The following is a 26,681-nucleotide window of genomic DNA, read 5'->3' on the forward strand; positions in this document are numbered from 1 at the left end:
GGGTAGTGTGTTCAGGAGGTCTGTCATGAACACTTGTTTCCTTAGACTGAGCACCGGGGAAAAGTTCCTGCAATTATTTCTAAAATGTGTATAAACTGCCCGGGATTCGACAGGCAAAGCGGCTGTAGTAATCTGTCCGTGTTAAACTGACTTTTTTGGTTGGTTATTTCTGATTTCTGATGTTACACCTGCTACTGTCCATCTGCCTGATGACAATTCCGGCATTAGCAGTGGCGGAGGAGATGAAAATGCCTCAGCAAGTCTCTGTTTCTCCCCCGGAAGTGACTTATTCCAAGAAGCTGCAACAACAGTTGATTTCCGCCCTCAAGGCCAAGGGGCAGAACTACAAACCGCGCACCCGCCACCTGTATCCTGACGGTTCCCCGAAATACATCAATCGCCTGATTCTCGAAGATTCTCCCTACTTGCTCCAACATGCCCACAATCCGGTGGATTGGCATCCCTGGGGCAAGGAAGCCTTCGACCAGGCCCTGCGGGAAAACAAGCCGGTATTCCTTTCTATCGGTTATGCCACCTGTCATTGGTGCCACGTGATGGAGGAGGAGAGTTTTGACAATCCCGATATTGCCGGGATTTTGAACAAATACTTTATTCCCATCAAAGTGGACCGGGAGCGCCGGCCGGATGTGGACGCCACTTATATGAATGCGGTGATGCTGGTGACCGGGCACGGTGGCTGGCCTTTGTCGGCGTTTTTGACCCCGGAAGGCAAATTGTTTTACGGCGCCACCTATTTCCCGCCCCAGCAGTTCAAACAGCTTGTATTACGCATAGCCGATGCCTGGCAAAAACAACGGGCCGAGATTGAAGCCCAGGCACAGGAAATCACTCAGGCGGTGGAGAAAATGAACGCCGCGGGTCAAGAGGCGGGGGAAGTTGATGCCGAACTGGCCAGGCAGGCCATTCAGGAGATTCTTAGCCATTTTGATCCGGTGCACGGCGGTTTTGGCGATGCCCCCAAATTCCCCAATGAGCCCTGGCTGACGCTGTTGGCGGATGAAGCTTGGCGCAGCCGTGACCCGAAGGGGATGAAAGTCTTCACCCAGACCCTGGATGCCATGGCCCGGGGCGGGATTTATGACCAGATTGGCGGCGGCTTTCACCGTTATGCCACCGATGCCGCCTGGCTGGTGCCCCATTTCGAAAAAATGCTCTACAACCAGGCCCAATTGGGCTTGCTTTATACCCAGGCCTATCTTGTGACCGGGAACCGTTTCTTTGAGCGGATTGCCCGGCAGACTTTCGATTACGTATTGCGGGAAATGACCGCCCCCGAAGGCGGGTTTTATTCCGCCACCGATGCCGACAGTGAAGGGGAAGAGGGCAAGTTTTTCGTCTGGACTCCGGCGCAAATCAAGGCGGTTCTATCCCCCGGGGATGCTGCATTGGCCATCGAAATATACGGAGTGACCGAACGGGGAAATTTCGAAGGCAAGAACATTCTCCATCTGCCCCAGCCTCTCGAGGCTTTTGCCTGCAGCAAAGGGATGAAAGAAGCTGATCTTTTGGACAGGCTGGAAACCATCCGCCAGAAGCTCTATCAAGCCCGGGCCAAGCGGGTACCGCCGCTGCGCGACGACAAGATCGTCACCGCCTGGAATGGGATGATGATTGCTTCATTGGCCGATGCCGGGCGGTTATTATCCGAACCCCGTTATTTGCAAGCGGCGCAAAAGGCGGCGGAATTTCTATGGCAACATCATCAGCGGGATGGCCGTCTCTTGCGCTCTTCTTTGGAGAGCCGGGCCAGCGGGGATGCCATGCAAGAGGATTATGCCTGGTTGGCATTGGGCTTTCTGACGCTATACGATGCCGATGCCGGTGACCTCTGGCTGCAGCGGGCGCAAACCCTGACCCGGACCCTGTTGACCGATTACTGGGATGAGAAAGCGGGCGCCTTTTATATGAATCGAACCAGCGCCGAGCCGTTGATGGTACGACCCATGGATACTTATGATAACGCGGTTCCCTCGGGAAATGCCGTCGCTGCCCGGTTACTGGCTCGGTTGTTAAAACGTTCTCCCCAGCTTTTGTATGAAACCCGGTTTAACCGCTTGCGGGCCGCATTGTCCGGGCAAATCCGGCGCAGCCCCGCGGGCATGGCAAATTTCCTGCTGGCGGTACGTGAGTATGAACTGGGAGAAACGGGGCCCTTGCAATATCTTGCCCAGGGGAATGCCAAAGCTGCCGTGAAATGGCAAAATGCGGCATTGACGGTAGAAATTACGCTCAAGCCTGGTTGGCATATCAATGCCTATGAGGCGGCAGACAGCGATCTGATTCCCACGACTTTGAAGGTTGCTTCCCCCGGCGGCTGGCAGTTACATGATATTCATTTTCCGGCGCCACAAATGAAAAGTTTCGGCTTCACCCAAAAGCCGCTGGCGGTGTATGAAGGCAAAGTGGTAATTTCTGCTTCCCTAGTGCCAGGTAAAGGGCCATTATCTCTCCAATTGAACCTGCAAGCTTGCAACAGTCAGCATTGTCTGGCGCCCGAGCAGGCAATGCTGCAGGTACCGATAATCAGCAGTCCCTGACTTTCATTCGTTGGGGCAAGTGAAAGGAGAACCTGATGAAACAGCGATCCCTGGCCCTGTTAAACGAAGACTTCAATCAAAACGCCCCGAACCGGTTGTGTGTCGCCGTGAGCGACTTGCATTTGACCGATGGCAGTGTGGGTACGCAAAGCTTGCCGCCAGCGGTTTGGGAGCGATTTTTTGACAATATCCGCGAGCGCTGTCAACGGGAGAAAGTTAAGGAATTTATCCTGGTGCTCGATGGCGATGTCATCGACCTGATTCGCAGTAGCCGCTGGGCGGAAGCCGATGTCTACCCCTGGCAGCGGGAACACCCCGAGTTTGCGGAGATCGTTTTAAACATCACCGAAGAGATTATTGGTCTGCACGAGCCGTTTTTCCAACTATTGCAAGGCTTGCCCGAATTTCTCAAGCCCGCCGGGGTTGAACAAGCCCAGGTGATTGTTTTACTGGGCAATCACGACAAGGAAATCATGGCGGTCCCCAAGGCGCTGGCATATTTCTACGAGCATGGCCTAGGCACGTTGCCTGAAAAATTGCCCGCCGATTACCGGCGCTGGATTGGGGAAATGTACTTCGGCGACTCGAATTATTTCGCCGATCCCAAGACCGTTCCCTACTTGCCTTTTTATTATGGCGACCGGGGTTTCCGTTTTTTTACCACCCACGGTCAGTGGCGCGATGCCGACAATTCCCACGCCATTGCTCCCGCAGATGGCAAGCCCGGCTGGTCGGCGGATGAGGGTTGGCAGCCGGAGGTTTGGCAGCAAATGGGATTCAAACCCTTCATCGATCCCTGCTTCGGGGATACCGTGGCCGCCGGGGTGCTGTCCACTTTTATCTACCAAGCCAAGCACAAGCTGCGCCAGGCGGGATACCGGGAACCGCGCTTGCACCGGATTCTCGACGAACTGGATTTATACCGGCCTACCTATCTGGCGGTTACCCGGATTCTGCAGGAAACCGAGCGCTTGAAAACCCTCCGTTCCGCGGATATCTCCATTGCCAAGGTGCTGGAAGATTGTTTGTTCGATTGTGTCATGCGCTGGCTCAATTGGGATTTTACCTTCGCCAGTTCCCCGATGCGCCGCAAGGCGGGATTATTTTTGGCGAAACATTGGCTCAAGTGGATGAAGATTCTGGGCCGGGGTTTTGAAATCAGCGCTATCGCCGGAATGATGCGGGTGATGGCGGGCGTCACCCGCTGGAATCATTATCTGCGCGCCAGCGAACCATTGCCGTCGTTATTGGCCATGCCCACCTTCCGGCCGGAATACCGGCAGTATGGATTCAGGATTCACGGCGAGGGTCATACCCATGTCCCCCTGCAGGAAGAAGTCAATTTAGAGAATAAAGCCAATTATACTTATGTGAATTTTGGAACCTGGCGCGACCGGATTGTCCAAAAGAAACCCGAAGGCTATCGCCGCCGCAGCGTGATGCGGGCGTTTTATATTTTTGATTGGGCGCCTGTGAATGGCGGCGAGCGAACCTTGACCTATTTCGTCCGCGATGCTTTGGTCTGGGGAGACCATCTGGACCAGATTGACCGCGCGGAAATGAAGGAAACCACAGAACCAGAGGAGCTTTTGTGACCGAAGAATCAATCAACCATTCCGCTTCCCGCATTGGCTTTGTCAGCCTGGGTTGTCCCAAGGCGCTGGTGGATAGCGAGCGGATCATGACCCGGCTGTGGGCGGAAGGCTATCAACTGGTGCCCAGTTATGACGAGGCGGATTTGGTGGTGGTCAATACCTGCGGCTTTATCGAGGAAGCGGTGGCGGAATCCCTGGAAGCCATCGGCGAGGCGCTGGATGAAAACGGCAAGGTCATCGTCACCGGCTGCCTGGGGGAAAGATCGGACACGATCCGGCAGCGTTTCCCCAAGGTGCTGGACATCACCGGCGCCCACGATTACGAAGGGGTGATGAACGCAGTGCATCAGCACTTGCCCCCAGCCCACGATCCCTATACCAGCCTGGTGCCGCCCCAGGGAATCAAGCTCACGCCGCGCCATTACGCCTATCTGAAAATCTCCGAGGGCTGCAATCATCGCTGCAGCTTTTGCATCATCCCTTCCATGCGCGGAGATCTGGTCAGCCGGCCCATCGGAGAGGTGCTGCGGGAGGCGGAGAAGCTGGTCCTGGCCGGGGTGAGAGAGCTGTTGGTCATCGCCCAGGACACCAGCGCTTATGGCGTGGATATCCGCTATCGACCAGACCGCTGGCGCGACCGTTCCTGGCGCACCCATCTAACCGACCTGGCGAAAGGATTGGGCGAACTTGGCGTCTGGGTGCGGATGCACTATGTCTATCCCTATCCCCACGTGGATGAAATCATACCGCTGATGGCGGAAGGGAAGATCCTTCCCTATCTGGACATTCCCCTGCAACACGCCAGCCCCCGAATCCTAAAGCTAATGAAACGCCCCGCCAATTCGGTCAACACGCTGGAGCGAATTCGCGCCTGGCGGCGGATTTGCCCCGAACTGACTTTACGCAGTACGTTTATCGTGGGCTTTCCTGGAGAGACAGAGGAAGAATTCGAAACCTTGCTGGATTTCCTGCGGGAAGTGCGGTTCGACCGGGTCGGCGCTTTCAAATATTCGCCGGTGGCAGGGGTGGCGGCCAATCATTTGCCAGATCCGGTGGCGGATGAAGTCAAGGAAGAACGGCTGGAAAGATTAATGGCAGTGCAGGCCGAAATCAGCGCTGCCCGGTTAAAAGAGAAAATCGGCCGCAGGGAGAAAGTCATCATCGACGCCGTCACCGAAGAAGGCGCCATCGCCAGAACCCGTGGCGATGCGCCGGAAATAGACGGGGTCGTCAATTTAGAAGATGCAAACGGCATGCGGGAAGGGCAATTTGTCACGGTGGAAATCATTGATTCAGATGCTCATGATCTTTGGGGTCTGTGTGTTGAGTAATAGATAAGGAAATGACGACACCAATTTACGCTCAATCAGCCACCGATCCACCGTTTCCTTCGTTGTGCCAGAAGGGCTCTCAGGCCAGGAAGGAAATCCTCGGAATCCACGACGCAGCGTGTCATCCAGTAGGCTTGGTCCGCGGCAGTTCCCTTGATGCGAACCCCGGTGCGCAAAATTTGTCCCAGCAGGCCGGGTCTGGTTCGATGGAGGTCAATCAGATCCACAGGGCGTCCAAGTGCCTCAGCCAGACTATCCACCAGTGCGAAACGTTCCTTGGGAAGCAGGGGGCTGCCGGCATCCACCGCCAGGTCAAGATCGCTTTCCGGCCGTCCTTTGCCCTCAGCCAGTGAACCGAACACCAGCGCCAAGCGGATTTCCGGATATGTTGCCAGAATGCGCTGAAGGATTCTCAGGGTTTCTTCGTTCAGTTTTGACTTTTGCGGTACCATATTTCCATAACTGTTAGCATACGGATGGTTTCAGCCCAGCGCAAATTTCTGGGGGAATAACAGCAACTTCTCTCGCAGCTTGGTTACAAAAGAAAATTTGCCGCAGGGTAAAAATCATTTTTGTGTTCATTCACGTCTATTGGCGGTTCAAAATTACCTGGAGGAACAAGCATGACCATTTCACTGCCACTGGAAAAAATGACCATCGAAGAAAAACTTCAGGTGATGGAGGTTATTTGGGAGGACCTTTGCCAACATGCGGATGAGCTGGAGCCACCGGCATGGCATGGCATACTACTGGAGGCCTTGGAAGATGCAATTGAACAAGGGGAGGAAAGTTTTGATGACTGGGAGAAGGTAAAACGCAGAATTCGTAATTCCCTTGCATGAGAATCAAGCTTTCCTCGACTGCCGAACAACAATTACTCTCAGGCTACCACTTTTATGAGGGTCAGTCCGAAGGTCTCGGTGATTATTTTCTCAACTCGCTGATGGCTGATATCGATTCTTTGCAAATTTATGCTGGAGTGCATGCGATTCACTTTGGCAAATACCATCGCCTTTTGGCCAAACGTTTTCCCTATTCGATTTATTACCGGATTGAGAATGGAAATGTGCTTGTCTTTGCTGTTCTTGATAACCGTAGAAACCCTGAATGGATCAAAGACCAGCTTCGGGCAGACAATAACGAGCAGTAAATAAAGCTCCAGTAAACACAAATGTCTTATGCCGTTAGTTAAGCACCTTCTCTTTTGTAAAGCCGCTGACAATTTCTTTTGTAATCTGGCATAGGTTTTTCTTCCGCAAAGGGTCCAAGCTTTAAACGCCGTAATTCTTCCGTCACGAGTTTTTGAAAATGGGAATTCCGGTAAGCAATCAAAAACATCAAGGCAAAATAGCCATAAGGCAGATGCGGTCCGCCTGGGATATGCTTTAATTGATGGTAAGGCACCTGGGGTTGGCAGTGATGGTGGGCGTGGCGCGCCAGGTTGAGGAGCATGAAATGGGAGCACCAGGCATTGGTATGCCAGGCGTCATGCGGGCCGGGCTTGGTTCCAGAGCGGCAAAGCCCCCAATGCTGAATGTAATTGACCGCTTCCAGATTACGGATGGCCATCCACGTTTGCACTCCAAACGCCAGCAAAGCAGCGCCTCCAAAAAAAATGGCAATACTGAGCAGCAGCAAGACTTCCATCACACACCCCTGTAGTACCCGGTACTGAAAATATTTGCTGCTGAAAAGTGTGTTGAGCTGTAGCTGCTGATTTTCCAGCAACCAGGCACTCTTGAATTGCCCTGAAAGCGTGCGCCGCCAATAAGCGTCATAGGTTTCGCCAAAACGGGCGGTTGCGGGATCGTCGGGCTTGCCCACCCGGTAATGATGGCCGCGCAGGTGTTCGGTATAAAAGTGCTCGTAACAACACAAAACCAGCAGCAATCGTCCCAACCCCCGCCATAAGGACTGTTTTCGATGAATCATTTCATGGGCCACCAGGATGCCTGAAAGGGTGGCATTGCTTCCGAGCAGAAACTTGACCGCCAATAAGTCCGCCAGGGTATTAGCCAGGGATGAAGGTGTATCCCACTGCCATTGCCGGGCTAGGAAAAGCAGCAAGAGGGTATTGGTAACGAATAATAGAGCAAGCAAAATCAGCAGCAGGGAAAAACCGCGATTACCAGTAGTTTCAGCGTTTATATTGGTGGTTTCAACATTGAAGTAGTCCAACAGAACCGGCAACGCCATGGGCATAATCCACAACAAACTCTGCCACCACAGGTGCGGGCCGGTGAGGAGAAAGCCCAACGACCAGCCGGGCGTCCATAACGAAGCAAGGTAACCTGCCTGGAAATGGCGAAACCGGCCATTCATTTTTTCAGCCGGAACAAGGCCGAAATGTCTTCCTCGCCAAAACCTTGATCCATCAGCCGCTGGTAATCTTTCAGCGTTTGCAGGGCAAGCGGAAGCGGTATCCCGGCCTGTTCCGCCATCTGTTGGCAGATCTTTAAATCCTTGTGATGCAGGGCGAGCTTGAAGCCCGGCTCGAACCGGTGGCGGATCATGGTGGGCCCGCGTTTTTCCAGGAACCAATTGCCAGCCGCGCCGCCTGAGACCACATCAATGACTTTGTCCATATCCAGCCCCAAGGTCATGCCAAAAGCCAAGGCTTCGGTCACGGCCTGGTTGATCCCGGCACATAGAATCTGGTTGACGACTTTGGTGGCCTGGCCGCTGCCCACATCCCCCATGTGCTCAATCCGTTGGCCGATGGCCTGGAGGGCTGGCATGGCTTTATCCAGCGCTTGCCTGGAACCGCCGACCATGACCGAAAGGGTGCCGGCCCGGGCACCTTCGACGCCGCCGGAAACGGGGGCATCGAGAAAGTCGGCGCCTTGGGTTTTGACTTTTTCCGCCGCTTCACGGGCCGTTTCTATGCTCACGGTGGAATGGTCGATGACTACGGCGCCGGGTTGCAGTCCAGGCAGTAGTATCTCAATAACTTCCAGAACGTCTTGGTCGCGGGAAACACAAATGGCGATGATATTGCAACTTTTGGCCAGTGCCTCCGGGGATTCCGCGGCTTGGATGTTCAAGGCTGCCGCCAGGCTTTCCGCCTTGTTGCTGGTCCGGTTCCAGACGCTGGTGAGTAATCCCTGTTTGGCAAGGTTATGGGCCATGGGCGCGCCCATGGCGCCCAGTCCGATCATGCCGGCGGTGATGGTCATGCGGTTATTCCTCCAAATAGGTGTAACCATTGAGGGCCGAGATTAATTCATTTTCGAAAGCCTTGCGCTGATTGCCGGGCAAGTCCGCTTCCGCCAGTTTTTTCCGATAATGCTGTTGCAGGTTTTCCGGTGATAAATGGACATAGCGCAGCAGGTCGGCGGCGTGGTCGCCGCGCCGGGGTTCGGTCAGCCGCCAGTCGCCGTCGCCGTCCAATGTCACATTGACCGAGTGGGTATCGCCAAACAGATTGTGCATATCGCCGAGAATTTCTTGATATGCCCCCACCATGAAAAAACCGATCAGATATTCCTCGCCAGGTTCAATGTCGTGGATGGGCAAGGTGGATTCGATACTTTGATGGTCCACATAATGTTGCAGGCTACCATCGGAATCACAGGTGAGATCCATGATCCTGCCGCGTCGGGTTGGACGTTGATTTAACCGTTGCAAGGGAAGCACCGGGAAAATCTGGTTGATGGCCCAGGCGTCGGGCATGGATTGAAACAGCGAGAAATTACAGAAAATCTTGTCCGCGAGCCGGTCGTTGAGTTCATCCAGCAGTTCCCGGTGGGCGCGCAGGCGAATATCAAGGCGGCTGCGGACTTGCTGGCAAATGACGGTGTTGAGACATTCGGCTTCCGCCAGTTGGGACAAAGACAATTTTCCCTGGGAGAACATGGCGCGGGCTTCGCGCAAATCAAACTGGGCGTCGTGAAAGGTGCTCAATAAGCCGTCTTTATCGAGACGTTCCAGGGCCCTGCGTAAATCGGACAGAATGGGAGAGGGGGTTGATTCACTGGCCGGGGGATCGGCGACGGCTTGCTCCACCTCGATGACATGGGTAATCAATACCGCATGGTGAGCGGTGAGGGCGCGGCCGGATTCGGTAATGATGCCAGGATGGGGTTGACCGGTTTCCGCGCACGCTTCGGAGAATGCGCGCACAATGCTGTGGGCGTATTCTTCCAATGAATAGTTGATGGAGCAGAAACTATCGGAATGGGTGCCTTCATAATCCACGCCAAGCCCGCCGCCGGCATCCACCATGTGGATGGGAGCGCCCAGTTGCCGAAGTTCCGTGTAATAGCGCCCCGCCTCGCGCAGGGCAATTTTTAGGGCGTTGATGTCGGTGACTTGGGAGCCCACATGAAAATGCATGAGCTGGAGCCAATCCAGATGCCCCTGGCCCTTCAAAAGTTGAACCATGGAAAGCGCATCGGCGGGCATCAGGCCGAATTTGGCTTTCTCTCCGCCGCTGTTTTGCCATTTGCCGCTGGTGACCGATGTCAGGCGGATGCGTATGCCCAGTTGCGGCGGAATTTGCAGGGTTTCGGCCTGTTGGAGAATCAGATTCAGTTCAGACAGTTTTTCCACCACGATAAAAACATTCAACCCCAGCCGCTGGCCGATGAGCGCCAAGCGAATATAGGCGGCGTCTTTGTAGCCATTACAGATAATCGTGGCAGGTTTGGGCGCCAAAGCCAGCAGCGCCAACAGTTCCGGCTTGCTCCCCGCTTCCAGTCCGATTCTGGGGACGGGGCTGTGAAGAATGGCTTCCACCACGCTGCGTTGCTGATTGACTTTGATGGGATAGACGGGCGTGTATTCTCCTTGATAGTGATAATCGTTCCTGGCTTTTGCAAAGGCTTCCGATAAATGCATTACCCGGTCGTGGAGAATATCGGTAAAGCGGACCAGAACCGGCAGCGCCAAGCCTTCTTGCTTTATTTGTTGCACCACTTCGATCAAATCCACTTCTCCCAAGTCAGGGTGACGGCGGGGATGGGCAATCAAATGGCCTTGCCCGGAAATGGCAAAATAGCCGTCGCCCCAATGGGGAATCGCATAGGTTTGATAAGCGTCGTGGCGGGTCCAGGACATAGAAGCGGGCACGTATAAAAAGTCCATATTATAATAAGCGGCGCACAATGATGAGGCTATTATGAGTAAAGAAATCGTTTTGACCGGGATCACCACCACGGGCACCCCGCACTTGGGAAATTATGTGGGTGCCATTCGGCCCGCCATTGAAGCCAGCAAGAATGAGCATGTCTGGCCCTTCTATTTTCTGGCGGACTACCATGCCTTGATTAAATGCCAGGAGCCCGAGCGGATTAAACAATCCACCTTGGAAATTGCCGCCACCTGGCTGGCGTTGGGGCTGGATACGGACAACGCCGTGTTTTACCGGCAATCGGATGTGCCGGAGATCACCGAGCTGACCTGGATCATCAGTTGCGTCACGGCCAAGGGCCTGATGAACCGCGCCCATGCCTATAAGGCGGCGGTGGCCGAGAACATTGAGAAGGGCGAAAAAGACCCGGACAAGGGCATCACCATAGGGCTGTTTTGTTATCCCATCCTCATGGCGGCGGATATCTTGCTGTTTAAGGCCAAGAAAATTCCGGTGGGTAAAGACCAAATCCAGCATATTGAAATGGCCCGCGATATCGCCGCCCGCTTCAACCATATTTATGGCGGGCATTTTGTCCTTCCGGAGGCGGTGGTGCAGGAGGAAACCGCTGTCTTGCTGGGGCTGGACGGACGCAAGATGAGTAAAAGCTATAACAATACCATTCCCATCTTTGCCCCGGAAAAGCGCCTGCGCAAGCTGATTATGAAAATCAAAACCAATTCCCTGGAGCCCGGCGAACCCAAGGATCCAGAAACTTGTACTTTATTCAGTATTTTTCAGGCCTTTGCCTCGCCGGAGGAAGTAGAATCACTGCGCAAGCGTTATCACGAAGGCATCGCCTGGGGGGAGATGAAGCAATTTTTATTTGAATATTTGAATGCGCATTTTCAAGAAGCCAGGCAACGTTACGAGGAACTGATTCAGCATCCGGCGGAAATCGAAGCCAAACTCAAGCAAGGAGCCGCCAAGGCCCGGGAAGTGGCAGTGCCGTTTATGCGCGAGATCCGCGAAGCGGTGGGGATTGCGCCTTTGGGTTGAGGTTATGCTGTTTTGGGAAAGATTGGCCGAAAAGCGAATTGAAGAAGCCATGGCCAAGGGGGAGTTTGATCATTTGCCTGGCGCGGGCAAGCCGTTGCCGGAAGAGCCAGATATGGCAACCGTAGCCCCCAGCTTGCGCATGGTTTACCGGATTCTTAAAAATGCCGGTTATGTACCGGAGGAAGTGCAATTGCGCCGTGAGATAAGCGATATCGCCCAGCTTTTACATGACTGTACGGAAGACGAAATCCCCCCATCCATTCGTTCCCGCTGGCTATTGCTGACCCAGCGTTTGGGCGAGCTGAGAGAAGGCAATCTGCTGTTGCAGGATCAGTATCTTGCCAAGCTGGTGCGGAAAATCGAGTCCGGGCAGGCAAAAAAAGACCCGCGTGAAGCGGGTCAAAAATAGCGTCAAGTAATGGAAAGGAGGTTTAACGCTAAAGAGGAGGAGAATTAGGGACGTTAAATTATTTAGTCGCTTCTTTACGGTAGTTCTTAACGCAGAACCGAACTGAAAAAACCACCGTCCCTAAAATTGCTGCAAGTAAGACTGCTTCCAACGCTGTAATCATGGTTCAAACTCCTTTGGTTGATTTCCCATCAACATAATCATCTGGTAATAATGATAATGTTTTTTTATATATTTACAATGACCATATAATTCAATTTATTGTTCCTTTGTAGGGAATAATTTCCGCGGAATTTTTCCCATGCAGCTTTGTCTTTCAAAGTTAGGCGATGAGTTTGGGCTATCTAAACCCGTTGCCGGCTGCCGCTGGCGGTGATGTCCCGGGCGATGATGTGCGCGGTGCGCAAAGGTTCGGGAATGGTGCTGTGAATAGCGCTTTGCTGGATTACATGGGCTGCATTTGCGGTTTCTATACCTACCTTTTGTACATAAACGTCCGCTAATTTTTCCATTGGCCCCGCCTGTTCAATTAACCGCCATTTGCGCTTTCCCCCTGGGACTTTCGTCAATAACGCATTTCTGATGGCCTCGAAATCAGGCGCTTTGCGGCAAATGACCAGTACAGGCAGGTTCAATGTCCGGTAGAGCCGATGAATATCAATTACATTGAAGCCCGCTAAGGCGATGCCTTGTAACATGATGATTTGTAGATGATCCAAAAATCGCGAGGCTTCCAGCAAACGAATGATCCGATCTGTCCCATTGGCGCCATCCCGCCGGACCTTGCCGCAAAGCAGACCATCGAGGCGTGCTGCGGTAAAAACAGCGCCAACGATCAAAACATCACCGCGATGATTTTTGGCAAATGGGGCGTCATCAAAACCGACGATGTGGGAATAATTGTTCATAAAGAATGGATTAAATGCCTTGTGAATAATTCCGGCTCGTCAAAAAACAGGGCTCCGCCATTTATTCAAGCCGGGGCAGACCACCTGCCCCGGCAATCAATCCTTTATGTGCTTAAATGACGTGGCTCTGTCAAAAAAACAGACAAACAATTTTTCCTTGCCGCCTTGCAGTAAAATAGTCGGTATTCGTTTAAATGGAATAACACAAGGGAGCTTGGAATGAAATTGATACTGATTGCTTTGCTTGGCAGCGCTATTTTACCTGTTTGGGTAATGGCTGAACTACCTGTGACAGAAGTGCAAAATCCCGCGGCGGAAATAACCCGGACAGAAACCAAAGTCGCTGACGAAAAGGGTCAAGTTTCTGGCCAGCAGGAAAACCAAGCCGCTCAGCAACAAACAACACCTGAAAAAGCTGGCCAGGAAACGAGTAATAAAATCAACGGTCAGACTGCCGGGCAAAAGGAGGCGGAAGATGCGTCCACTTTAAAGGCGCAAGCAACCCCGGTCGTGGAGAAATTAAATAATTCCCTGCTGGAAGTGATGAAGCGGGCGAAGGAATTGGGTTATCAGGGAAGGTACGAATTACTGGAGCCGGTCGTCAGGGAGGTCTATGACTTTAAGGCGATTTCAAAATATGTTTTGGGCAAACACTGGGATTCTCTTGTCCCGGAGCAAAAAAAGAATTTCATCGAAAAGCTGACGCAATATGGTATCGCCGCTTATGCTTCCCAGTTCAATGATTATTCAGGGGAGCAGTTCAAAATCTTGGGGGAAGAACCCTTTCGGGGCCGATTCCGGGTGGTGAAATCCATACTCGAAGTGCCGGACGATGAAAATGTGAATTTTGTCTATATTCTTCGCAAGACCGGAGATTCCTGGAAAATCATTGATGTTCGTTACGATGGCGTCAGTGATTTGGCCTTGAAGCGGAGTCAATTTACCGAAATTTTAGGCAAAAAGGGTTTCGATGGTCTCTTGGCAAAACTGGATGAGAAGATTGCCAATTACGCCAAGGGGAAAAATAAACCGGAAAATAAGGGGTAGTTGTAGATAGAGAGTGAAATAGGAATTTCCGGTTTCTACCCATAAGTTTAACTGGCTGACTGCCTGACAAAACTCATTCCAGAGAAGGGGAACGTTGAACGCTTTATTGATGGAAAAGAGTAATCGTGAATAAACATGCCATCGTGGGATTTTCTAAGCCTGTTTCCGGATTCCGGGTCTTTCTCCCGCTCTCGCGGGAGTTTGCCCGGAATGACGGGAAGGATTAAGACCTTGAGTTAGCGGTTCCTAACCTAACCGTCATTCCCGCAAAAGTGGGAATCCAGGCATGGGGAATATGGCATCTACGTTTTGGGTCAGACGGTTCCATTTTTGAACTCTCAACTCATGCAAAAAACATAAAATCAAGTTTTGTCGGGCTTTGCCGGTCAATAAAACGGTTCGTCATAAAACATCAAAATCAACCCGATCAAGCCCATGGCGCTCATGGAGATCAGGCCAGACCAGCGGGAAGCAGGCCCAGTCAATTTTAATTCCAGCCATCGGAAAGCGGCCATGATGACGGCTAGAAGCCCCATCACCGTGTGGGTGGATTGAATCAAATATTCCGTTTTCAATTCGAACCCCGCATGGGAATGGGTAAGCAGCAGTATTCCCCCAAAAGCGCATAATACTGGAAACATATAGCGCAGGTGACTGGCGGCAGGATTTGTGCGGGCGCGGATTTCCAGCCCTCCCAGAACCAATGCGAGTAGTGTCGCTAGCCGGTGTTGAAGGATTTCCCCGTCACCGAAAGTACTCTCCCAAAAGCCCAAAGGTCCCAGCGGCCAGGCTTGGGCATCGGAACGGAAAAACAGGAATATCCCCAGGCCGATAAATCCCGCCGGCCAGTAGCGGGTCCATGGGGCATGATGGAAATAACCGATGACTGCAATGAGCGCCATCACGGTTAAAAATACGCCTGACACATTGTGATTGAAATTAGACCACTTAGAGGCGGCGATGGGCGCCTCTTTGCCGACAATAGTGGCGCGTTGGGCCTCGCCAATCAACAGCTCCTCATGGGTGGGAGATGCCAATGTGGGAACCTTGGGGCTGAACATGTGCCAGACTTCAGAAGGTGCTGCCGTCAAATGTGGAATATCGACCGCCGGCGGCTGACTGGACAGGGTGGCGGCAACGAATAAAAGGCTGACAAGAACAAAGGATTCCGCTTCAATGACATGGGGAATCGTCCGGTAGATTGCCGGATCATTTTGTCTCTGTTCTGAGCGTTTGCCGGCCAAATAATTGACTCGCGCCAGAGCGAGTGCCAATCCCAGCAGGACGACTTTCGTCAATAACAGGCTGCCGTAACCAGTGCCAATCAGGGCCGTCAGGTTGTCCACATAGTGCCAGGCCAGCATGATCCCAGTCACCAATAGTGTGGCGACCGCCGATGCTCCCAGGAATGAAAATTGACGGATGACTTTTGGCCATAGAGCCTTTAAAGCCGGGTCATGACGGATTGTCCGCCAAAACAATACCAGTTGAACCACGCCGCCAAACCAAATAGCGCCGGCAATTTGATGAATGATGGTGAAAAACATCAACATCGCCCGGTTTTCAAATCGGCCGACACCATGGGTCAACCAGGCTCCGGTCAGGGTGATCAAGGCCATGAGCATCCAGATGAAGGTCCAGTTTTGCGAATCTTCCGTTGGTTTCCGGCTTTGTATCCATCCGGCGATTCCCAAACCCAGGGCCAGCAACATGCGCAGGAGTCCTGCTCTGAATTGGGTGGTACTGATATAAGCCTCCACTGGCAAATGCCCCAAGGTTTCTTTCAGTACCCAGGCTTTGGCAAGCAATTCTATGCCATGGCTGGCGGCCAAGGCGAAGGCGCCAAGATAAAGCCATCGCAAACTGGTGCGCAGGACTGATGCCTGGCCGGGAGCCAACAGGGGCTTAAGAAGAATTCGACTCCAGATCAAGGCGCCCAATGCAAGTGAGAAGCTGATAAGTTCAAAGCCTCCCATCAAATCGTCGAGAAAATTGGCGATTCCCTCCATGCAGCTTACTCCTTGATCGAAAACCGTATGATATCTTCGGTCAAATGACCGTCGGCGGCGAAAACCTTATATTGAAGGGCGTATTCTCCTGGAGGCAGAGGAGGCAATTCAACCAGGATTTCCCCCCGTTTCTGGCCGAGCCGGAATTGAACAGGTTGTTTTAGGTCCCCCTTGGAAACCAGCTCAATGGTGGAAAGGGACGTTTCGATATCTGAATTGAAAAAAAGAGAAACTTGTGCTGGTTGATGAGCCGCAGGAGGGGTTTTTTGCAGGGTCGTATGGGTAATAACGGCATGGGCATAAGCCCGGGATCCCAATGCAAGGCTTAAAACCACTAAAAAAACAAGGGATTTGATATGCATAACAGTTTCCTCTTTGTATTTTTACCTAAATTTTGCAAGTGATTCGAGCACCGAGGCTGTCAAGCAAGGCTTTAGGCAAGGCGGCAAGCCAATTTTTGCGCAGGCGTGGCAGCGCTACTTCGAGCATAAAATTGGTGCCGCCAACGCCGCATAAAGGCTTGATTTGGCAGCCGAATGCCGAAACACTTGCAGAATTTAGGTTTCATGCAGATTTTTTTGCTTTGATGGCGTGACCTGCCAGAGTCTTCCCCAGATCCCAGATGGCGCCGGGAATTTGGTGGCAGTCCGCCAAAACCTCGTCCATGGCAGAGACAATCCACCTAGTGTCTTTATCGGTGATTATCAAAGGGGGCAGAAATTTGACCACATTCATCCCGTGCCCCGCCACCTGGCTGAGAATACGGTGACGTTTAAACAGGGGAATCGTTATCATCTGGCTAAACAGCCCCTTGTTGGCTGTTTCCAACAGATTCCAGGCGGTTTTGAGTTTGAGGCTCTTGGGTTTGCCAAATTCCATGGCCAACATCAAGCCTTTGCCCCGTACTTCCTGGAAGAATTCGTATTTTTCCACCAATTGATTCAAACCTTCTGTCAGTGCTTCACCCTGGCGGGCGGCGTTCTCGGTGAGATTTTCTTCCTCAATCACTGTCAGCGTGGCCAGTCCCGCCGCCATGGCCATATTGTTTTTGGAGAAGGTGGAACCGTGGACCACGGCCCGGTCCATGCGGTTAAAAACCTTGTCCATGATTTTACTGGTCATGGCCACCGCACCCACGGGGATGAAGCCGCCTGAGAGGGCTTTGGCCATCAGTAGCATGTCGGGTTCCACCTGCCAGTGGTCGATGGCCCAAAGTTTGCCGGTTCGCCCCAACCCGGTTTGGATTTCATCGGCGACGAAAAGTGCCCCGTAGCGGTGACAGAGACGGGCTGCTTCCGCCAAGTAATGATCGTCGGGCAGGTTAACCCCTTTGCCCTGGATGGGCTCGACAATAAATGCCGCGGTTTCTTTTTCTTGCAGGGCTTGTTCCAGGGCTTCCAAATCATTGAAAGGGATGGCGTGACAATCGGGGAGCAACGGTCCGAAACCTTGGCGGAAGATTGCTTCGCCATTCAGGGACAAGGCGCCCAGGGTTAGCCCATGAAAGGCATGCTCACAGTGGAGAATACGGCTGCGGCCTGTGGTATAGCGGGCGAATTTGATGGCCGCTTCCACCGCTTCCGCCCCGGAGTTGCAGAAAAACAGACGGGTTAAAGGCTCGGGGGTGACCTCGACCAGCTTCTCCGCCAACAGACCGCTGAGCAAAGACACGTCCATTTGCACCAAATCCGGCAAATCAGCTTCCAAGACTTCCCGCAGGGCGGATTTTACGGTTGGGTGATTGCGCCCCAGCGCGAACACGCCAAAACCACTCAAAAGATCCAGATATTCCTGCCCCTGGTCATCGTATAAATACTGGCCTTGGGCCTTGGTATAAACCCGGTCATAACCGATGGTTTTCAGCACTCGCACCATCTGGTTATTGAGGTGTTGTTCATGGAGGGAGAAATTATCCCCGCGCCGGGTATTTAAAAGTTCGCTAATGGAAAATGTCATGGCTTTAGTGTTTTTCGTCCAAAGGTTTGATGGATTCATCGGTAGCACTGGCAAAGGCCGGGAGAATGAAAAAGGTACACACCAGGGAGATGAATAACCCTATCCCGAGTAGCTTCCCCATACTGGCAATGCCGGCGTGGGAAATAAATGCCAGGCTCATAAAGCTAAACATCGTTGTCAGGGCACTGAAGAAGATGCCCCGCGAGGTGCTGGTTGTCAAGATGGAACGCTGGGGTGGCAATTGCCGCATCCGGTGAACCATGTGGATGCCATTGTCCACGCCAAGGCCGAACAACAGCGGCAGCACAATGATATTGGCGTAATTGAAGGGCAGGTGAATGATAGCCGTGACAGCGCCGGTGATTACGGTGGCCATAATCAATGGCAGCAATACCTGGAAGGTTTCCCGGGTATTCCGCAAGATAGCCAGTAGCAACACGGTTATCAGAATAATCGCGGTAGCGAATGCTTGGGTGAATGATCCAATGATTACCCGCATGGACTCAATATAAATCACGGGAAGTCCCGTGATATCAGGATAGGCTTGGCGCACTTCCCGGACAAATTCACGCACGTTACCCAGTATGTTCATATCCTGGGCTGGCAAAACATCGATACGATAAATGTCGTGTTCGCTCACCCAGCGGGCGCGTATATCTTCGGGAAGGTCTTCCACCCCAATGGGCCCGGCTTCAAGACCCTGGCGCATTTTTTCCATGACCTTGGGAAAGGTGCCAAGAATGGTAAATTCCAGATGGTTAATGCGGGTTTGGCACTGTTTTTGGGGCAGAGCCTGACATTGCTCAATCAATTGCTTGAGTGCGGTTTCCAGGCGGGTTGCTGTTTCCTCGGTTAATGCCGTGGTTGAAGTTTGTTGTAGTTTTTTTAGAAATGTCTTGAGATCGGTCAAGGAGGTTTTGCCCTTCTGAAGGGTCAGGGGTTGCTCCAATTGGGGCCCCAAGATCAGCGCCATTTCATCGATAAGCATTAATTTGTCTTCTTGATCTTGAGGAATCAGATCAAAAACAGAAACCGCGGCTTCAACGGTTGTCAGTTGTTCAAAGCGGTTTTCCAGTATCCGGGTTTCCGCTTCCCCTTCTCCCAGGGCGGTCAAGAACATGGGAGAGGTCTCTTTGGTGCGTAGCAGCTCCTTGAAGGTTTGCACCGATTCGCTGTTGGGATCGCGAAGATTGACAGGATTGAAATCGACTTCTATGCCGCACAACAGCCCCAGTGAAATCAGGGCCAGGAAAAAGGTTGCACGCCGCAAGGATAGATCATGGCGGTAGGGAAACATTGCAACAGATTCGGGCAGAAATAAGGTGCGGGGATTTTTCCAGCTAGCGGTGGGTTTCAACGGCAGCAGGGTGATCAATGCAGGCATGGCGGCCAGGGTGACAAAGACCACGATGAACATACTGGTGCCCGCAATGATACCCAGCTCCGAAATGCCCTTATAAGGGGTGGGAATGAAGGCATACAGGGCCAGGGCGGTTGTCACCGCGCATAGAAACAAAGAAGGCGAGACGGTGCGCAGGCTATGCAGCAATGCTTCTTTGGGTGAATGGTCTTCAAGCCGGTATTCCCGGTAGCGGAGTGCCAGATGGGTCGCATAATCCACGCCCATGCCTATATAGAGGACAGCAAAAGCCATGGAGATAAGATTGAGTGAACCCACCGCCAGGGCCGCAAAGCCTATCGAATAGGCAAGGCCCAATGCCAAAGTGATCAAGGTGGCAAGCGCCAATTTCCATGATCGGAAACCAAACAGCAGAGCAAGCAGGACAAGTGCCAAAGAGGCGAGTCCAGCAATTTCGGTCCCCCGGGTAATACTAAGTAGTTCTTCGTATTCCAAAACCGGTTCGCCGGTCATTTTGACTTGTACAGGGATGCCATCAATAGTGCTGACTTCTTTGATGACACTTTTCAAAGTGGTAATTGCCTTTTCCGCGGGCAGCATCAAGGAATGATCCAGGATTGGGGAAATAATCACAAAGTGCTGGGTGAAACCCACGGCGCGTTCGGGTTCAAACAGCAGTTCCTGCCAGGAAAGCAAGTAGGGCCGGTTTTCCAGGGTGGCTTCGAAAGCGCTGGCAATGCGGTTGGCGACAGGGTCCAGGGAAACTGGCAACTGTTCCTCGAAACGGAACGCCTTGGACAATAATGAAAGGAGGCTGCGCAGGCTTAATTCGTTATAAAGCTGGGCAATAAACGGCTGCGCCTGAGCCAAATCGTTGACCAGATTTTGCAAATCATCGGTTTCAAGATAGAGCAACCCGTACCTATCAAAAAAAGGATGGGTGGTTGGAAGATAAATTGAACGGAACACATCTTTATGTGGCGCCAATAACTTTTTTAGGCGGCGGGCGGCTTCTTCGCTCACTTCGGCGACGGGGGATTCCACGACCAGCAGAATCGCATCTTTGTCTTGGGGGAAGATCCGCTCCAATTGCCGGCGCTTCTTCATAAAAGGCAAGTTGGGATCCAGCATCTTGGTGGTATCCGTATCCACGACTAAATGCGTCGCCGCGTAATAAGTACTCAACCCGGCGCCCAAGGTCAGCAGCACCATCATCCAAACCGGATGGCTGATAGCCCAGCGGGAGAGATTGAGTAAAGGGCGAAGAAAAGTAGAAATCATGATGGCAAACAAAAGTTGTGGGGCAGTAATCTCCCCCCCGCGCTGGCTAGAGAGGCCCGGGCTTTGGAAAATTGATGGCCCAATGACAGTAGGTCAAAAATCTGGGTGGGATGCCGGAGTAAGTGTCTTAATAAGCAGGATACAGCAATTCCTCCGCTGTCATCCGTTGCCATCAAAACCGCCTCGGGAATGCCGCTGTTGGCATGATCGGCAACGGCTCTCAAGGTAACGAAAGGAATATTCTGTTCTTCTGCCCAGCAGGCAAGCGCAGCGCTTTCCATATCCACGGCGATAGCGCCGGTGGCTGCCTGCAAACTCTGCTTGGATGCCGGTGTGGCAACGATGTCATTACTGGCGGTCAGGGGCTGGGATAGGATGGAAAAAGCATCAGTCAGAATGTCTTGAATACGCGCCCGCCAATTCCCATCGACTGCCACGGTTTTGCCTTCCGTGGTGATGAGCTTCTCGGGCAATAACAATTGCCCTGGCTGCAGCGCATCCTTCAGCGCGGCGGCGCATCCCCAATTAAGAATGGCGTTGGCGCCTTCATCCTTTAAAGCTTGGGCCGCAGCTACTGCCCGCTGAGGCCCCATTCCCGAAATTCGGACAGAAATACCAGGCGCCAGGGATAAGGCATCGCCAATTCTGACCTTATGGCGGCAGAGAGACCGGCATTCCGCGGGTAAGGGAACGATAATGCCTAGCACAGCTCCGTACTATTGCGGTAGCGTGCCAATGCCCACAGGGGAAAGAATTTATCGTAACCGTAATATTTTAAGTAGAAAACCCTCGGGAAACCGGGCGCATTAAAATATCTATCCTTCCACAGGCCATCCTCCTGTTGGGTGCGGAGAAGGTAGTCGATGCCGCGTTTGACTGCCCCGCTTTCGGTCTCTCCGGCGGCCATCAAGCCTAATAGCGCCCACGCCGTATGGCAGGCCATGCTGGCATGGAAGCGTCCGCGAATGGACGGATCGTTTCTGTCTTCATAGCTATCGTTACTCTCACCCCAGCCGCCGTCTTCCCGTTGGATGCTCTTCAGCCAGAAGACCGCCTTTTGGATGCGGGGATCGTCTGATGGCACCCCGCAACGCTCCATGGCTATCAACACCGACCAGGTGCCGTAAATGTAATTGGTGCCCCAGCGCCCAAACCAACTGCCGTCTTCTTCCTGTTCTTTCCAGAGGTAATCCAGGCAGCGATCCACGACTTGCGCAAAGTACGGGGTTTCATCGGCGAGTTCAGTCAGGAGCATGGCGCAGCGGGCGCTGACATCCACTTCTGGCGGGTCCAGCAACGCGCCGTGATCGGCAAAAGGAATATGATTGAGATAATAATAAGTATTATCCGGATCAAAAGCGCCATAACCGCCGTTTTTCGATTGCATGCCGGCAATCCAGCGCGCGGCCCGCATCGCCGATTCGTGGTGATCCCGGCGCTCGCTTTTGAGCATGCTGCAGGCTACCGCAGCGGTATCATCCACATCGGGGTAATAGGCATTGTTGAATTGAAACGCCCAGCCGCCACCTTCCAGATGAGGCCGGTAAAAGCGCCAGTCGCCCGGTTCATCGCGTAGTTGCTTGGTGACCAGCCAATCAAGCGCTTTATTGATAGCCTTATTGATCTCTGACTTATCTTCTTTTTGCGCGCATTCCCATAACGCCAAGGTTGCCAGGCCCGTATCCCATACCGGAGAGAAACAAGGTTGGGCGTAGGTTTCGTGATCTCTATGGACCAATAGTCGCTGAAGCGCCCGCTTGGCGGATTGCCGCCTGGGGTCCTCGGGAGGAATGCCCATGGCGTCCATGGCTTCGTAAGCATTGACCATGGCCGGGAAGATGCCGCCGATGCCGTCTTCGCCGTTGAGCCGTTCCAGGGTCCAATCCAGGGCTTTTTCCAGCGCCCGTTGGCGGATATGAAAAGGAATCAAAGGTTCCATCCGCCGTCCGATCCGTTCCAGGAAGGCGACAAACTTACCAATGGGATGTTTGACGGAAGCGAAATAATTCTTTTCTTCTTCCGGGGGGACGGTGAATAATTCCCGAATATCGATTCCCTTGGGGTTCCTGGCTTTGACTTTAAGGGTGCAGAGAATAAATAACGGCACCATCACCGTTCTCGACCAATAGGAAACCTTACTCAAATGAAACGGAAACCATCTGGGCAGGAACATGATTTCCGCTGGGATAAAGGGAACGCCGCGCCAGGGAATTTGTTGAAACATGGCCAGCATCAACCGGGTGAAGACATTGGCCCGGGCGGCGCCGCCTTTGCTCAGGACGAACTGGCGGGCTTTCTCCATGTGGGGCGCGTTAGGGGAGTCTCCCGCCAGTTTCAGAGCATAGTAGGCTTTTACGGTACAACTGATATCCCCGTGCCCATCGGTATATAAAGGCCAGCTTCCATCCTCTTTCTGGCGGGCGCGGATATAATTGGCCAATTTGGCCTGGAGGATTTCATCCACTTCATCCATGTGGTGCATCATCAGGATATATTCAGAAGGGATGGTGCAGTCCGCTTCCAACTCAAACACCCAATAGCCTTCCGGGTGCTGCAATTCAATGAGCGCTTCACTGGCCCTCGCAATGGCGCGATCCAACTCGGTCGGAGCTAGTGCCTCGGAGGGAAAGGGCTTTTCCAGAACGGTTGGTTGAGTCATGAGATAGGCCTCTTGTTCGATTGTGTTTTCACTGGTTTATTCAGGAATAGGGGTCATCGTTGCCGTGCTAAGATCCAGTAATTCTGCTTTTGCAGGACCTGGCAGCCCCAGGCTGGCCAAATGAAAGAGTCCTTTAAGCAGAGCATCGCTGCGGTGGCACAGACGGGTGGTCAAGACCGTCGCTTTTACGCTGCGGCGCGATATTTTGACTGCATCCGATGCGCTGAAATAAGGGTTCTGGTGAATTTTTTTCAAGGTCAAAACCGCCATGCCAAGGGCCCAAAGGCAGAAATCCCGCAGCCCGGTTTCATACTCGGGAATCAAAAGGGTGTATTCCAATGCGTTGCGAAGATGGCCGTGGGCGATGGCAATCAATTGAGTCAAACCCTCAACGAAACGCGGGTCTTGGTGGCCTGGTGCCAGGTCATTTAAATCAAAACCGTGGGCAGAAAAAATATCCTGGGGCAGCCAGCAAACGTCTCTTTGTTTATCGCTCCAAATATCTTTGAGAATATTGGTCATTTGCAGTCCTTGACCGAAGGAAACCGCTAGCGTCATCATCCTGTCCCGGTGCCTGGCGATAACCGGGGAATAATTGCAAAAGACCCGGGTCAGCATCTCCCCGACTACCCCGGCAACGAAATAGCAATAGCGGTTCATCTCCGCCAGATTTTTCAGGCCGGCATGGAGATCTTGATCCTGATAATAAGCCATGCCCTCGCTCATGATATCAATGCACTTGACCAGCGCCTTGCGGTCGGCCGACGGGAAGCTGTGGGTAATGGCGATTACCCTTGGAACCTGACGGATAAGTTCATGCTCTGCGGGCAGGGTCTGGTCGGACAGCAGAGGTGACAGCGCCCTGGAAAATTCAAGCGGGTCTGCTTTTCCCTGGGTCACCAGAATGAACTGTTCGCAAAATTGGCGTTTGGTGGCGTGGTCTAGGGTAGCCTCGTCCTCAATGGTATCGACTATCCGGCACAGCAAATAGCCGTTGGAAACCACTTGGCATACCGGGCTCGGTAGCTGGGGGATGGTCAAGGCGAAGGTGCGGGAGACGCCTTCCAGTAACTGAGCTTGGAATGCATCGTCTGACAGTGCATCCAGATTTTCCAGCTTTGTGGATGAAGGACTGCTCATCGCAGATGCCTCCCAACGCAGGATCTGGAATGTAAATTATTTCCAATGAAATTCAGGCGCAGCGTTTCTCCCAACATCCCAAGCATTTTATAGATTTTGCCAAAACGGTCAAGGAATGTTGTATTTATGTCTAAAATCGTTAAACTAAGGCATCAGATTTATAGTAATTTAGCCACTTAAATTGTGGTTGCCTGGCAACAAATTATTTCCACCGAGGGTGGGATTACCTCCGCTGGAGTTTCTTTTGCGGGCAAAACATAGTTAAATACTCAAGTATTTTGGGGCGATATCGAGAGATCGGAGCCCTTCACATTTAGCCGAAGAGATAATAGGAGAAGGCGTCATGAGCATTCCGTTGCGTCAAAAAATCGCCATTGGCCGATATTTACTCACCCAGAAAATCAAAGGGGTTACGCGTTATCCCTTGGTGTTGATGTTGGAGCCCTTGTTTCAATGTAATTTGGCCTGTGCCGGTTGCGGCAAGATTGATCATCCCGACGATATTCTCAAGCAAAGGCTGAGTGTGGAGGAATGCCTGCAAGCGGTGGATGAGTGCGGCGCGCCAGTGGTTTCCATTCCGGGAGGGGAGCCTTTATTGCACAAAGAAATGCCTGAAATTGTTCGGGGTATCGTCAGCCGCAAGAAGTTCGTCTATCTATGCACCAATGCCTTGTTGCTGAAGAAACGCATGAAGGATTACACCCCTTCTCCTTATTTGACTTTTTCCGTTCACTTGGATGGTTTGAAGGAACGGCATGACGCATCGGTATGTCAGGAAGGTGTATTTGAGCGGGCGGTGGACGCCATTCGTGAGGCTTTGGGAAAAGGGTTCCGGGTAACGGTGAACTGTACCCTTTTCCAAGGAGAAAGCGCGGAGGAAATTGCCCAATTCCTGGATTTTTGCACCGATTTAGGGGTCGAGGCGGTGACCATTTCCCCCGGCTTTCAATATGAGCGCGCGCCGAGGCAAGATGTTTTTATCCGCAATTCCGATACTAAGGAATTGTTCCGCCGATTGTTCAAGCTGGGCAAAAGCAAGGCCAAAAAATGGCGCTTGAACCATTCTGCCTTTTATCTGGATTTTTTGGCGGGCAACCGGGCATACGCCTGCACCCCTTGGGGCAATCCCACCCGTAACGTTTTCGGCTGGCAGAAACCTTGTTATTTCCTTTCCGACGAAGGGTATGCGCCGTCTTTTCAGGCGCTGATGGAAGAAACGCCGTGGGAAAAATACGGCACCTCGAAAAACCCCAAGTGTGCCAACTGCATGGCCCATTGTGGCTATGAACCCACTGCGGTGGAAGATACCCTGGCGCATCCGCTGCAAGCCGCCTGGGTATCATTATTCGGCCCCCGCACCGAGGGACCGATGGCGCCAGAGCCGGTTCATATGTACGAAGAAACAGAAGAAACCCGGATTTCCGAACCCGCGGAGGCTATGAAATAATTCTTCGGTTTTTCCTATTGGCTCGATGCCATTGTCAATGTATTCCGGTTTTCCTGCCGTGGGGCGACGCGGGATCTTTTACGCGACATCTTCCTGTTCTGCGCGAAGTTCCTGCCCGGATATCCCTATCCGGGCACTCGACCTACTGCTAAAGTCCACTGGACTTTTCGGTTCGGCCTGCCCCTGGAGGTTTGATGGCGGCCATCCAAGTTACCAGCATCCACGCAAGAAAGACCCGAATACTCAGCAATATCCAATCGTCATAATATTTCCTGTGAATACTCCACCGGCTAAAAGCCGGTGGCTTCGGGTTACGGCTGAAAGCCGGTCATTTCGCCTAAAGGCAATTTACAGCACACTGAAATCATCATCGGGTTCATCCGGCTTCTGATTCTTTATGTACTCCTTCCAGACTTCGTCCGTCACGTTACCACTGGAAGCTACCCAGTATCCTCTGGCCCACAAATGTTGCCCCCAGTATCTCTTCCTCAGCGAAGAAAACTCTGCCAATAATTTGTGTGAACTTTTCCCCTTGAGAAATTGCACTGCTTTCGATACCGACAAATTGGGCGGGATGCCTATCAGTATATGCACATGATCCCGGTTGATCGAACCCGCATAGATGATCATCTCCTTGCTACGCGCTATCTCTCGAAGCAATTCTCGGCAGCGCAACCCAACATCACCTCCCAAAATCGGATAACGGTACTTCGTCACCCAGACCAAGTGGTACTTGCAATCCCATATCGTATGGCCGCCGTGCTTGTAATTCTGCATGGCGTCAAGCTTACCACCCCATCCCTGCCGCCTAAAGGCGTGGGATTTACGGATCCCCTATCGGGGACTTTAAA

At 52.6% G+C, this 26,681-nt stretch carries 21 protein-coding genes and 1 pseudogene; 9 read left to right on the forward strand and 13 right to left on the reverse strand.

Annotated features, from left to right (window positions below; genetic code table 11):
- The first annotated feature begins 179 nt into the window (after positions 1 to 179).
- Genes AXA67_00950 through rimO form a run of 3 tightly spaced genes read left to right on the forward strand, consistent with a single transcriptional unit; the run spans position 180 to position 5,484 of the window.
- A complete protein-coding gene (locus AXA67_00950) occupies positions 180 to 2,558 on the forward strand; it encodes a hypothetical protein (GenBank protein KXJ40750.1) in 2,379 nt (792 codons plus the stop codon).
- A 35-nt stretch (positions 2,559 to 2,593) separates the two neighbouring features.
- Entirely contained in the window at positions 2,594 to 4,153 is a 1,560-nt protein-coding gene (locus AXA67_00955) for a hypothetical protein (protein KXJ40751.1), read from the forward strand.
- Positions 4,154 to 4,164: 11 nt separating this feature from the next.
- Complete coding sequence (rimO, locus tag AXA67_00960; protein ID KXJ40775.1) at positions 4,165 to 5,484, forward strand: ribosomal protein S12 methylthiotransferase RimO; 1,320 nt, start codon at positions 4,165 to 4,167, stop codon at positions 5,482 to 5,484.
- Between the two features lie 35 nt (positions 5,485 to 5,519).
- Here rimO and AXA67_00965 read toward each other — a convergent pair whose 3' ends face one another.
- Entirely contained in the window at positions 5,520 to 5,936 is a 417-nt protein-coding gene (locus tag AXA67_00965; GenBank protein ID KXJ40752.1) for a hypothetical protein, read from the reverse strand.
- Between the two features lie 171 nt (positions 5,937 to 6,107).
- Between AXA67_00965 and AXA67_00970 the strand changes: the two genes are divergently transcribed.
- Both AXA67_00970 and AXA67_00975 read left to right on the forward strand, forming a co-directional pair.
- A complete protein-coding gene (locus AXA67_00970) occupies positions 6,108 to 6,326 on the forward strand; it encodes a hypothetical protein (protein KXJ40753.1) in 219 nt (72 codons plus the stop codon).
- Positions 6,323 to 6,634, forward strand: coding sequence for a hypothetical protein (locus AXA67_00975; protein ID KXJ40754.1), 312 nt, complete (start codon positions 6,323 to 6,325; stop codon positions 6,632 to 6,634). Before AXA67_00970 ends, AXA67_00975 begins: the two co-directional genes overlap by 4 nt.
- A gap of 38 nt (positions 6,635 to 6,672) precedes the next feature.
- On the opposite strand, the gene AXA67_00980 is transcribed toward AXA67_00975, so the two are convergent.
- From AXA67_00980 to AXA67_00990, 3 genes are read right to left on the reverse strand one after another with little or no spacing between them, the layout of a single operon-like run.
- Positions 6,673 to 7,806: a hypothetical protein gene (locus AXA67_00980; GenBank protein ID KXJ40755.1), complete on the reverse strand. Its 1,134-nt coding sequence runs from the start codon at positions 7,804 to 7,806 to the stop codon at positions 6,673 to 6,675.
- Positions 7,803 to 8,660, reverse strand: coding sequence for an oxidoreductase (locus tag AXA67_00985; GenBank protein ID KXJ40756.1), 858 nt, complete (start codon positions 8,658 to 8,660; stop codon positions 7,803 to 7,805). Before AXA67_00985 ends, AXA67_00980 begins: the two co-directional genes overlap by 4 nt.
- Before the next feature lie 4 nt (positions 8,661 to 8,664).
- A complete protein-coding gene (locus AXA67_00990) occupies positions 8,665 to 10,542 on the reverse strand; it encodes an arginine decarboxylase (protein KXJ40757.1) in 1,878 nt (625 codons plus the stop codon).
- 58 nt (positions 10,543 to 10,600) lie between these two features.
- Here AXA67_00990 and AXA67_00995 point away from each other — a divergent pair, with 58 nt between their 5' ends.
- Positions 10,601 to 11,614: a tryptophan--tRNA ligase gene (locus AXA67_00995; GenBank protein ID KXJ40758.1), complete on the forward strand. Its 1,014-nt coding sequence runs from the start codon at positions 10,601 to 10,603 to the stop codon at positions 11,612 to 11,614.
- 4 nt (positions 11,615 to 11,618) lie between these two features.
- Complete coding sequence (locus AXA67_01000) at positions 11,619 to 12,023, forward strand: hypothetical protein (GenBank protein ID KXJ40759.1); 405 nt, start codon at positions 11,619 to 11,621, stop codon at positions 12,021 to 12,023.
- Between the two features lie 344 nt (positions 12,024 to 12,367).
- On the opposite strand, the gene AXA67_01005 is transcribed toward AXA67_01000, so the two are convergent.
- Positions 12,368 to 12,931 carry a hypothetical protein gene (locus AXA67_01005; GenBank protein KXJ40760.1) on the reverse strand — a complete coding sequence of 188 codons (564 nt, stop codon included), beginning with the start codon at positions 12,929 to 12,931 and terminating at the stop codon, positions 12,368 to 12,370.
- A 219-nt stretch (positions 12,932 to 13,150) separates the two neighbouring features.
- On the opposite strand from AXA67_01005, the gene AXA67_01010 reads away from it, so the two are divergent.
- On the forward strand, positions 13,151 to 13,978 hold the full coding sequence (locus AXA67_01010; GenBank protein KXJ40761.1) for a hypothetical protein: 828 nt from the start codon (positions 13,151 to 13,153) through the stop codon (positions 13,976 to 13,978).
- 386 nt (positions 13,979 to 14,364) lie between these two features.
- Here AXA67_01010 and AXA67_01015 read toward each other — a convergent pair whose 3' ends face one another.
- From AXA67_01015 to AXA67_01045, 7 genes and pseudogenes are all read right to left on the reverse strand, one after another.
- Positions 14,365 to 15,987, reverse strand: coding sequence for a copper resistance protein (locus tag AXA67_01015; protein ID KXJ40762.1), 1,623 nt, complete (start codon positions 15,985 to 15,987; stop codon positions 14,365 to 14,367).
- Positions 15,988 to 15,992: 5 nt separating this feature from the next.
- Entirely contained in the window at positions 15,993 to 16,349 is a 357-nt protein-coding gene (locus AXA67_01020) for a hypothetical protein (protein ID KXJ40763.1), read from the reverse strand.
- 202 nt (positions 16,350 to 16,551) lie between these two features.
- On the reverse strand, positions 16,552 to 17,943 hold the full coding sequence (locus AXA67_01025) for an aminotransferase (protein KXJ40764.1): 1,392 nt from the start codon (positions 17,941 to 17,943) through the stop codon (positions 16,552 to 16,554).
- A gap of 4 nt (positions 17,944 to 17,947) precedes the next feature.
- A complete protein-coding gene (locus tag AXA67_01030) occupies positions 17,948 to 20,584 on the reverse strand; it encodes a hypothetical protein (GenBank protein ID KXJ40765.1) in 2,637 nt (878 codons plus the stop codon).
- Positions 20,581 to 21,291 (reverse strand): hypothetical protein, encoded by a 711-nt coding sequence (locus AXA67_01035; GenBank protein ID KXJ40766.1) that lies wholly within the window; start codon positions 21,289 to 21,291, stop codon positions 20,581 to 20,583. The genes AXA67_01030 and AXA67_01035 overlap by 4 nt, the downstream gene beginning before the upstream one ends.
- Entirely contained in the window at positions 21,285 to 23,243 is a 1,959-nt protein-coding gene (locus AXA67_01040) for a squalene--hopene cyclase (GenBank protein ID KXJ40767.1), read from the reverse strand. Before AXA67_01040 ends, AXA67_01035 begins: the two co-directional genes overlap by 7 nt.
- 102 nt (positions 23,244 to 23,345) lie before the next feature.
- Positions 23,346 to 24,383, reverse strand: a pseudogene (locus AXA67_01045) (phytoene synthase).
- A 343-nt stretch (positions 24,384 to 24,726) separates the two neighbouring features.
- Here AXA67_01045 and AXA67_01050 point away from each other — a divergent pair.
- Positions 24,727 to 25,830, forward strand: a complete 1,104-nt coding sequence (locus AXA67_01050) for a radical SAM protein (GenBank protein ID KXJ40768.1) — start codon at positions 24,727 to 24,729, stop codon at positions 25,828 to 25,830.
- Positions 25,831 to 26,178: 348 nt separating this feature from the next.
- Here AXA67_01050 and AXA67_01055 read toward each other — a convergent pair whose 3' ends face one another.
- Positions 26,179 to 26,607 carry a transposase gene (locus tag AXA67_01055; GenBank protein ID KXJ40769.1) on the reverse strand — a complete coding sequence of 143 codons (429 nt, stop codon included), beginning with the start codon at positions 26,605 to 26,607 and terminating at the stop codon, positions 26,179 to 26,181.
- Positions 26,608 to 26,681 lie beyond the last annotated feature (74 nt).

This window comes from Methylothermaceae bacteria B42, assembly GCA_001566965.1.
Classification (GTDB): Bacteria; Pseudomonadota; Gammaproteobacteria; order Methylococcales; family Methylothermaceae; genus Methylohalobius.

What these genes read in the sequence shown, in the direction of transcription:
- AXA67_00975 (KXJ40754.1), top strand. Translation starts at nt 6,323, where the DNA reads ATGAGAATCAAGCTTTCCTCGACTGCCGAACAACAATTACTCTCAGGC.
- AXA67_01000 (KXJ40759.1), top strand. Translation starts at nt 11,619, where the DNA reads ATGCTGTTTTGGGAAAGATTGGCCGAAAAGCGAATTGAAGAAGCCATG.
- AXA67_00965 (KXJ40752.1), bottom strand. Translation starts at nt 5,936, where the DNA reads ATGGTACCGCAAAAGTCAAAACTGAACGAAGAAACCCTGAGAATCCTT.
- AXA67_00950 (KXJ40750.1), top strand. Translation starts at nt 180, where the DNA reads ATGTTACACCTGCTACTGTCCATCTGCCTGATGACAATTCCGGCATTA.
- AXA67_01030 (KXJ40765.1), bottom strand. Translation starts at nt 20,584, where the DNA reads ATGATTTCTACTTTTCTTCGCCCTTTACTCAATCTCTCCCGCTGGGCT.
- AXA67_00985 (KXJ40756.1), bottom strand. Translation starts at nt 8,660, where the DNA reads ATGACCATCACCGCCGGCATGATCGGACTGGGCGCCATGGGCGCGCCC.
- AXA67_01010 (KXJ40761.1), top strand. Translation starts at nt 13,151, where the DNA reads ATGAAATTGATACTGATTGCTTTGCTTGGCAGCGCTATTTTACCTGTT.
- AXA67_00955 (KXJ40751.1), top strand. Translation starts at nt 2,594, where the DNA reads ATGAAACAGCGATCCCTGGCCCTGTTAAACGAAGACTTCAATCAAAAC.
- AXA67_01005 (KXJ40760.1), bottom strand. Translation starts at nt 12,931, where the DNA reads ATGAACAATTATTCCCACATCGTCGGTTTTGATGACGCCCCATTTGCC.
- AXA67_00980 (KXJ40755.1), bottom strand. Translation starts at nt 7,806, where the DNA reads ATGAATGGCCGGTTTCGCCATTTCCAGGCAGGTTACCTTGCTTCGTTA.
- AXA67_01050 (KXJ40768.1), top strand. Translation starts at nt 24,727, where the DNA reads ATGAGCATTCCGTTGCGTCAAAAAATCGCCATTGGCCGATATTTACTC.
- AXA67_01055 (KXJ40769.1), bottom strand. Translation starts at nt 26,607, where the DNA reads ATGCAGAATTACAAGCACGGCGGCCATACGATATGGGATTGCAAGTAC.
- AXA67_00970 (KXJ40753.1), top strand. Translation starts at nt 6,108, where the DNA reads ATGACCATTTCACTGCCACTGGAAAAAATGACCATCGAAGAAAAACTT.
- AXA67_01040 (KXJ40767.1), bottom strand. Translation starts at nt 23,243, where the DNA reads ATGACTCAACCAACCGTTCTGGAAAAGCCCTTTCCCTCCGAGGCACTA.
- AXA67_01015 (KXJ40762.1), bottom strand. Translation starts at nt 15,987, where the DNA reads ATGGAGGGAATCGCCAATTTTCTCGACGATTTGATGGGAGGCTTTGAA.
- AXA67_01020 (KXJ40763.1), bottom strand. Translation starts at nt 16,349, where the DNA reads ATGCATATCAAATCCCTTGTTTTTTTAGTGGTTTTAAGCCTTGCATTG.
- AXA67_01025 (KXJ40764.1), bottom strand. Translation starts at nt 17,943, where the DNA reads ATGACATTTTCCATTAGCGAACTTTTAAATACCCGGCGCGGGGATAAT.
- AXA67_00990 (KXJ40757.1), bottom strand. Translation starts at nt 10,542, where the DNA reads ATGTCCTGGACCCGCCACGACGCTTATCAAACCTATGCGATTCCCCAT.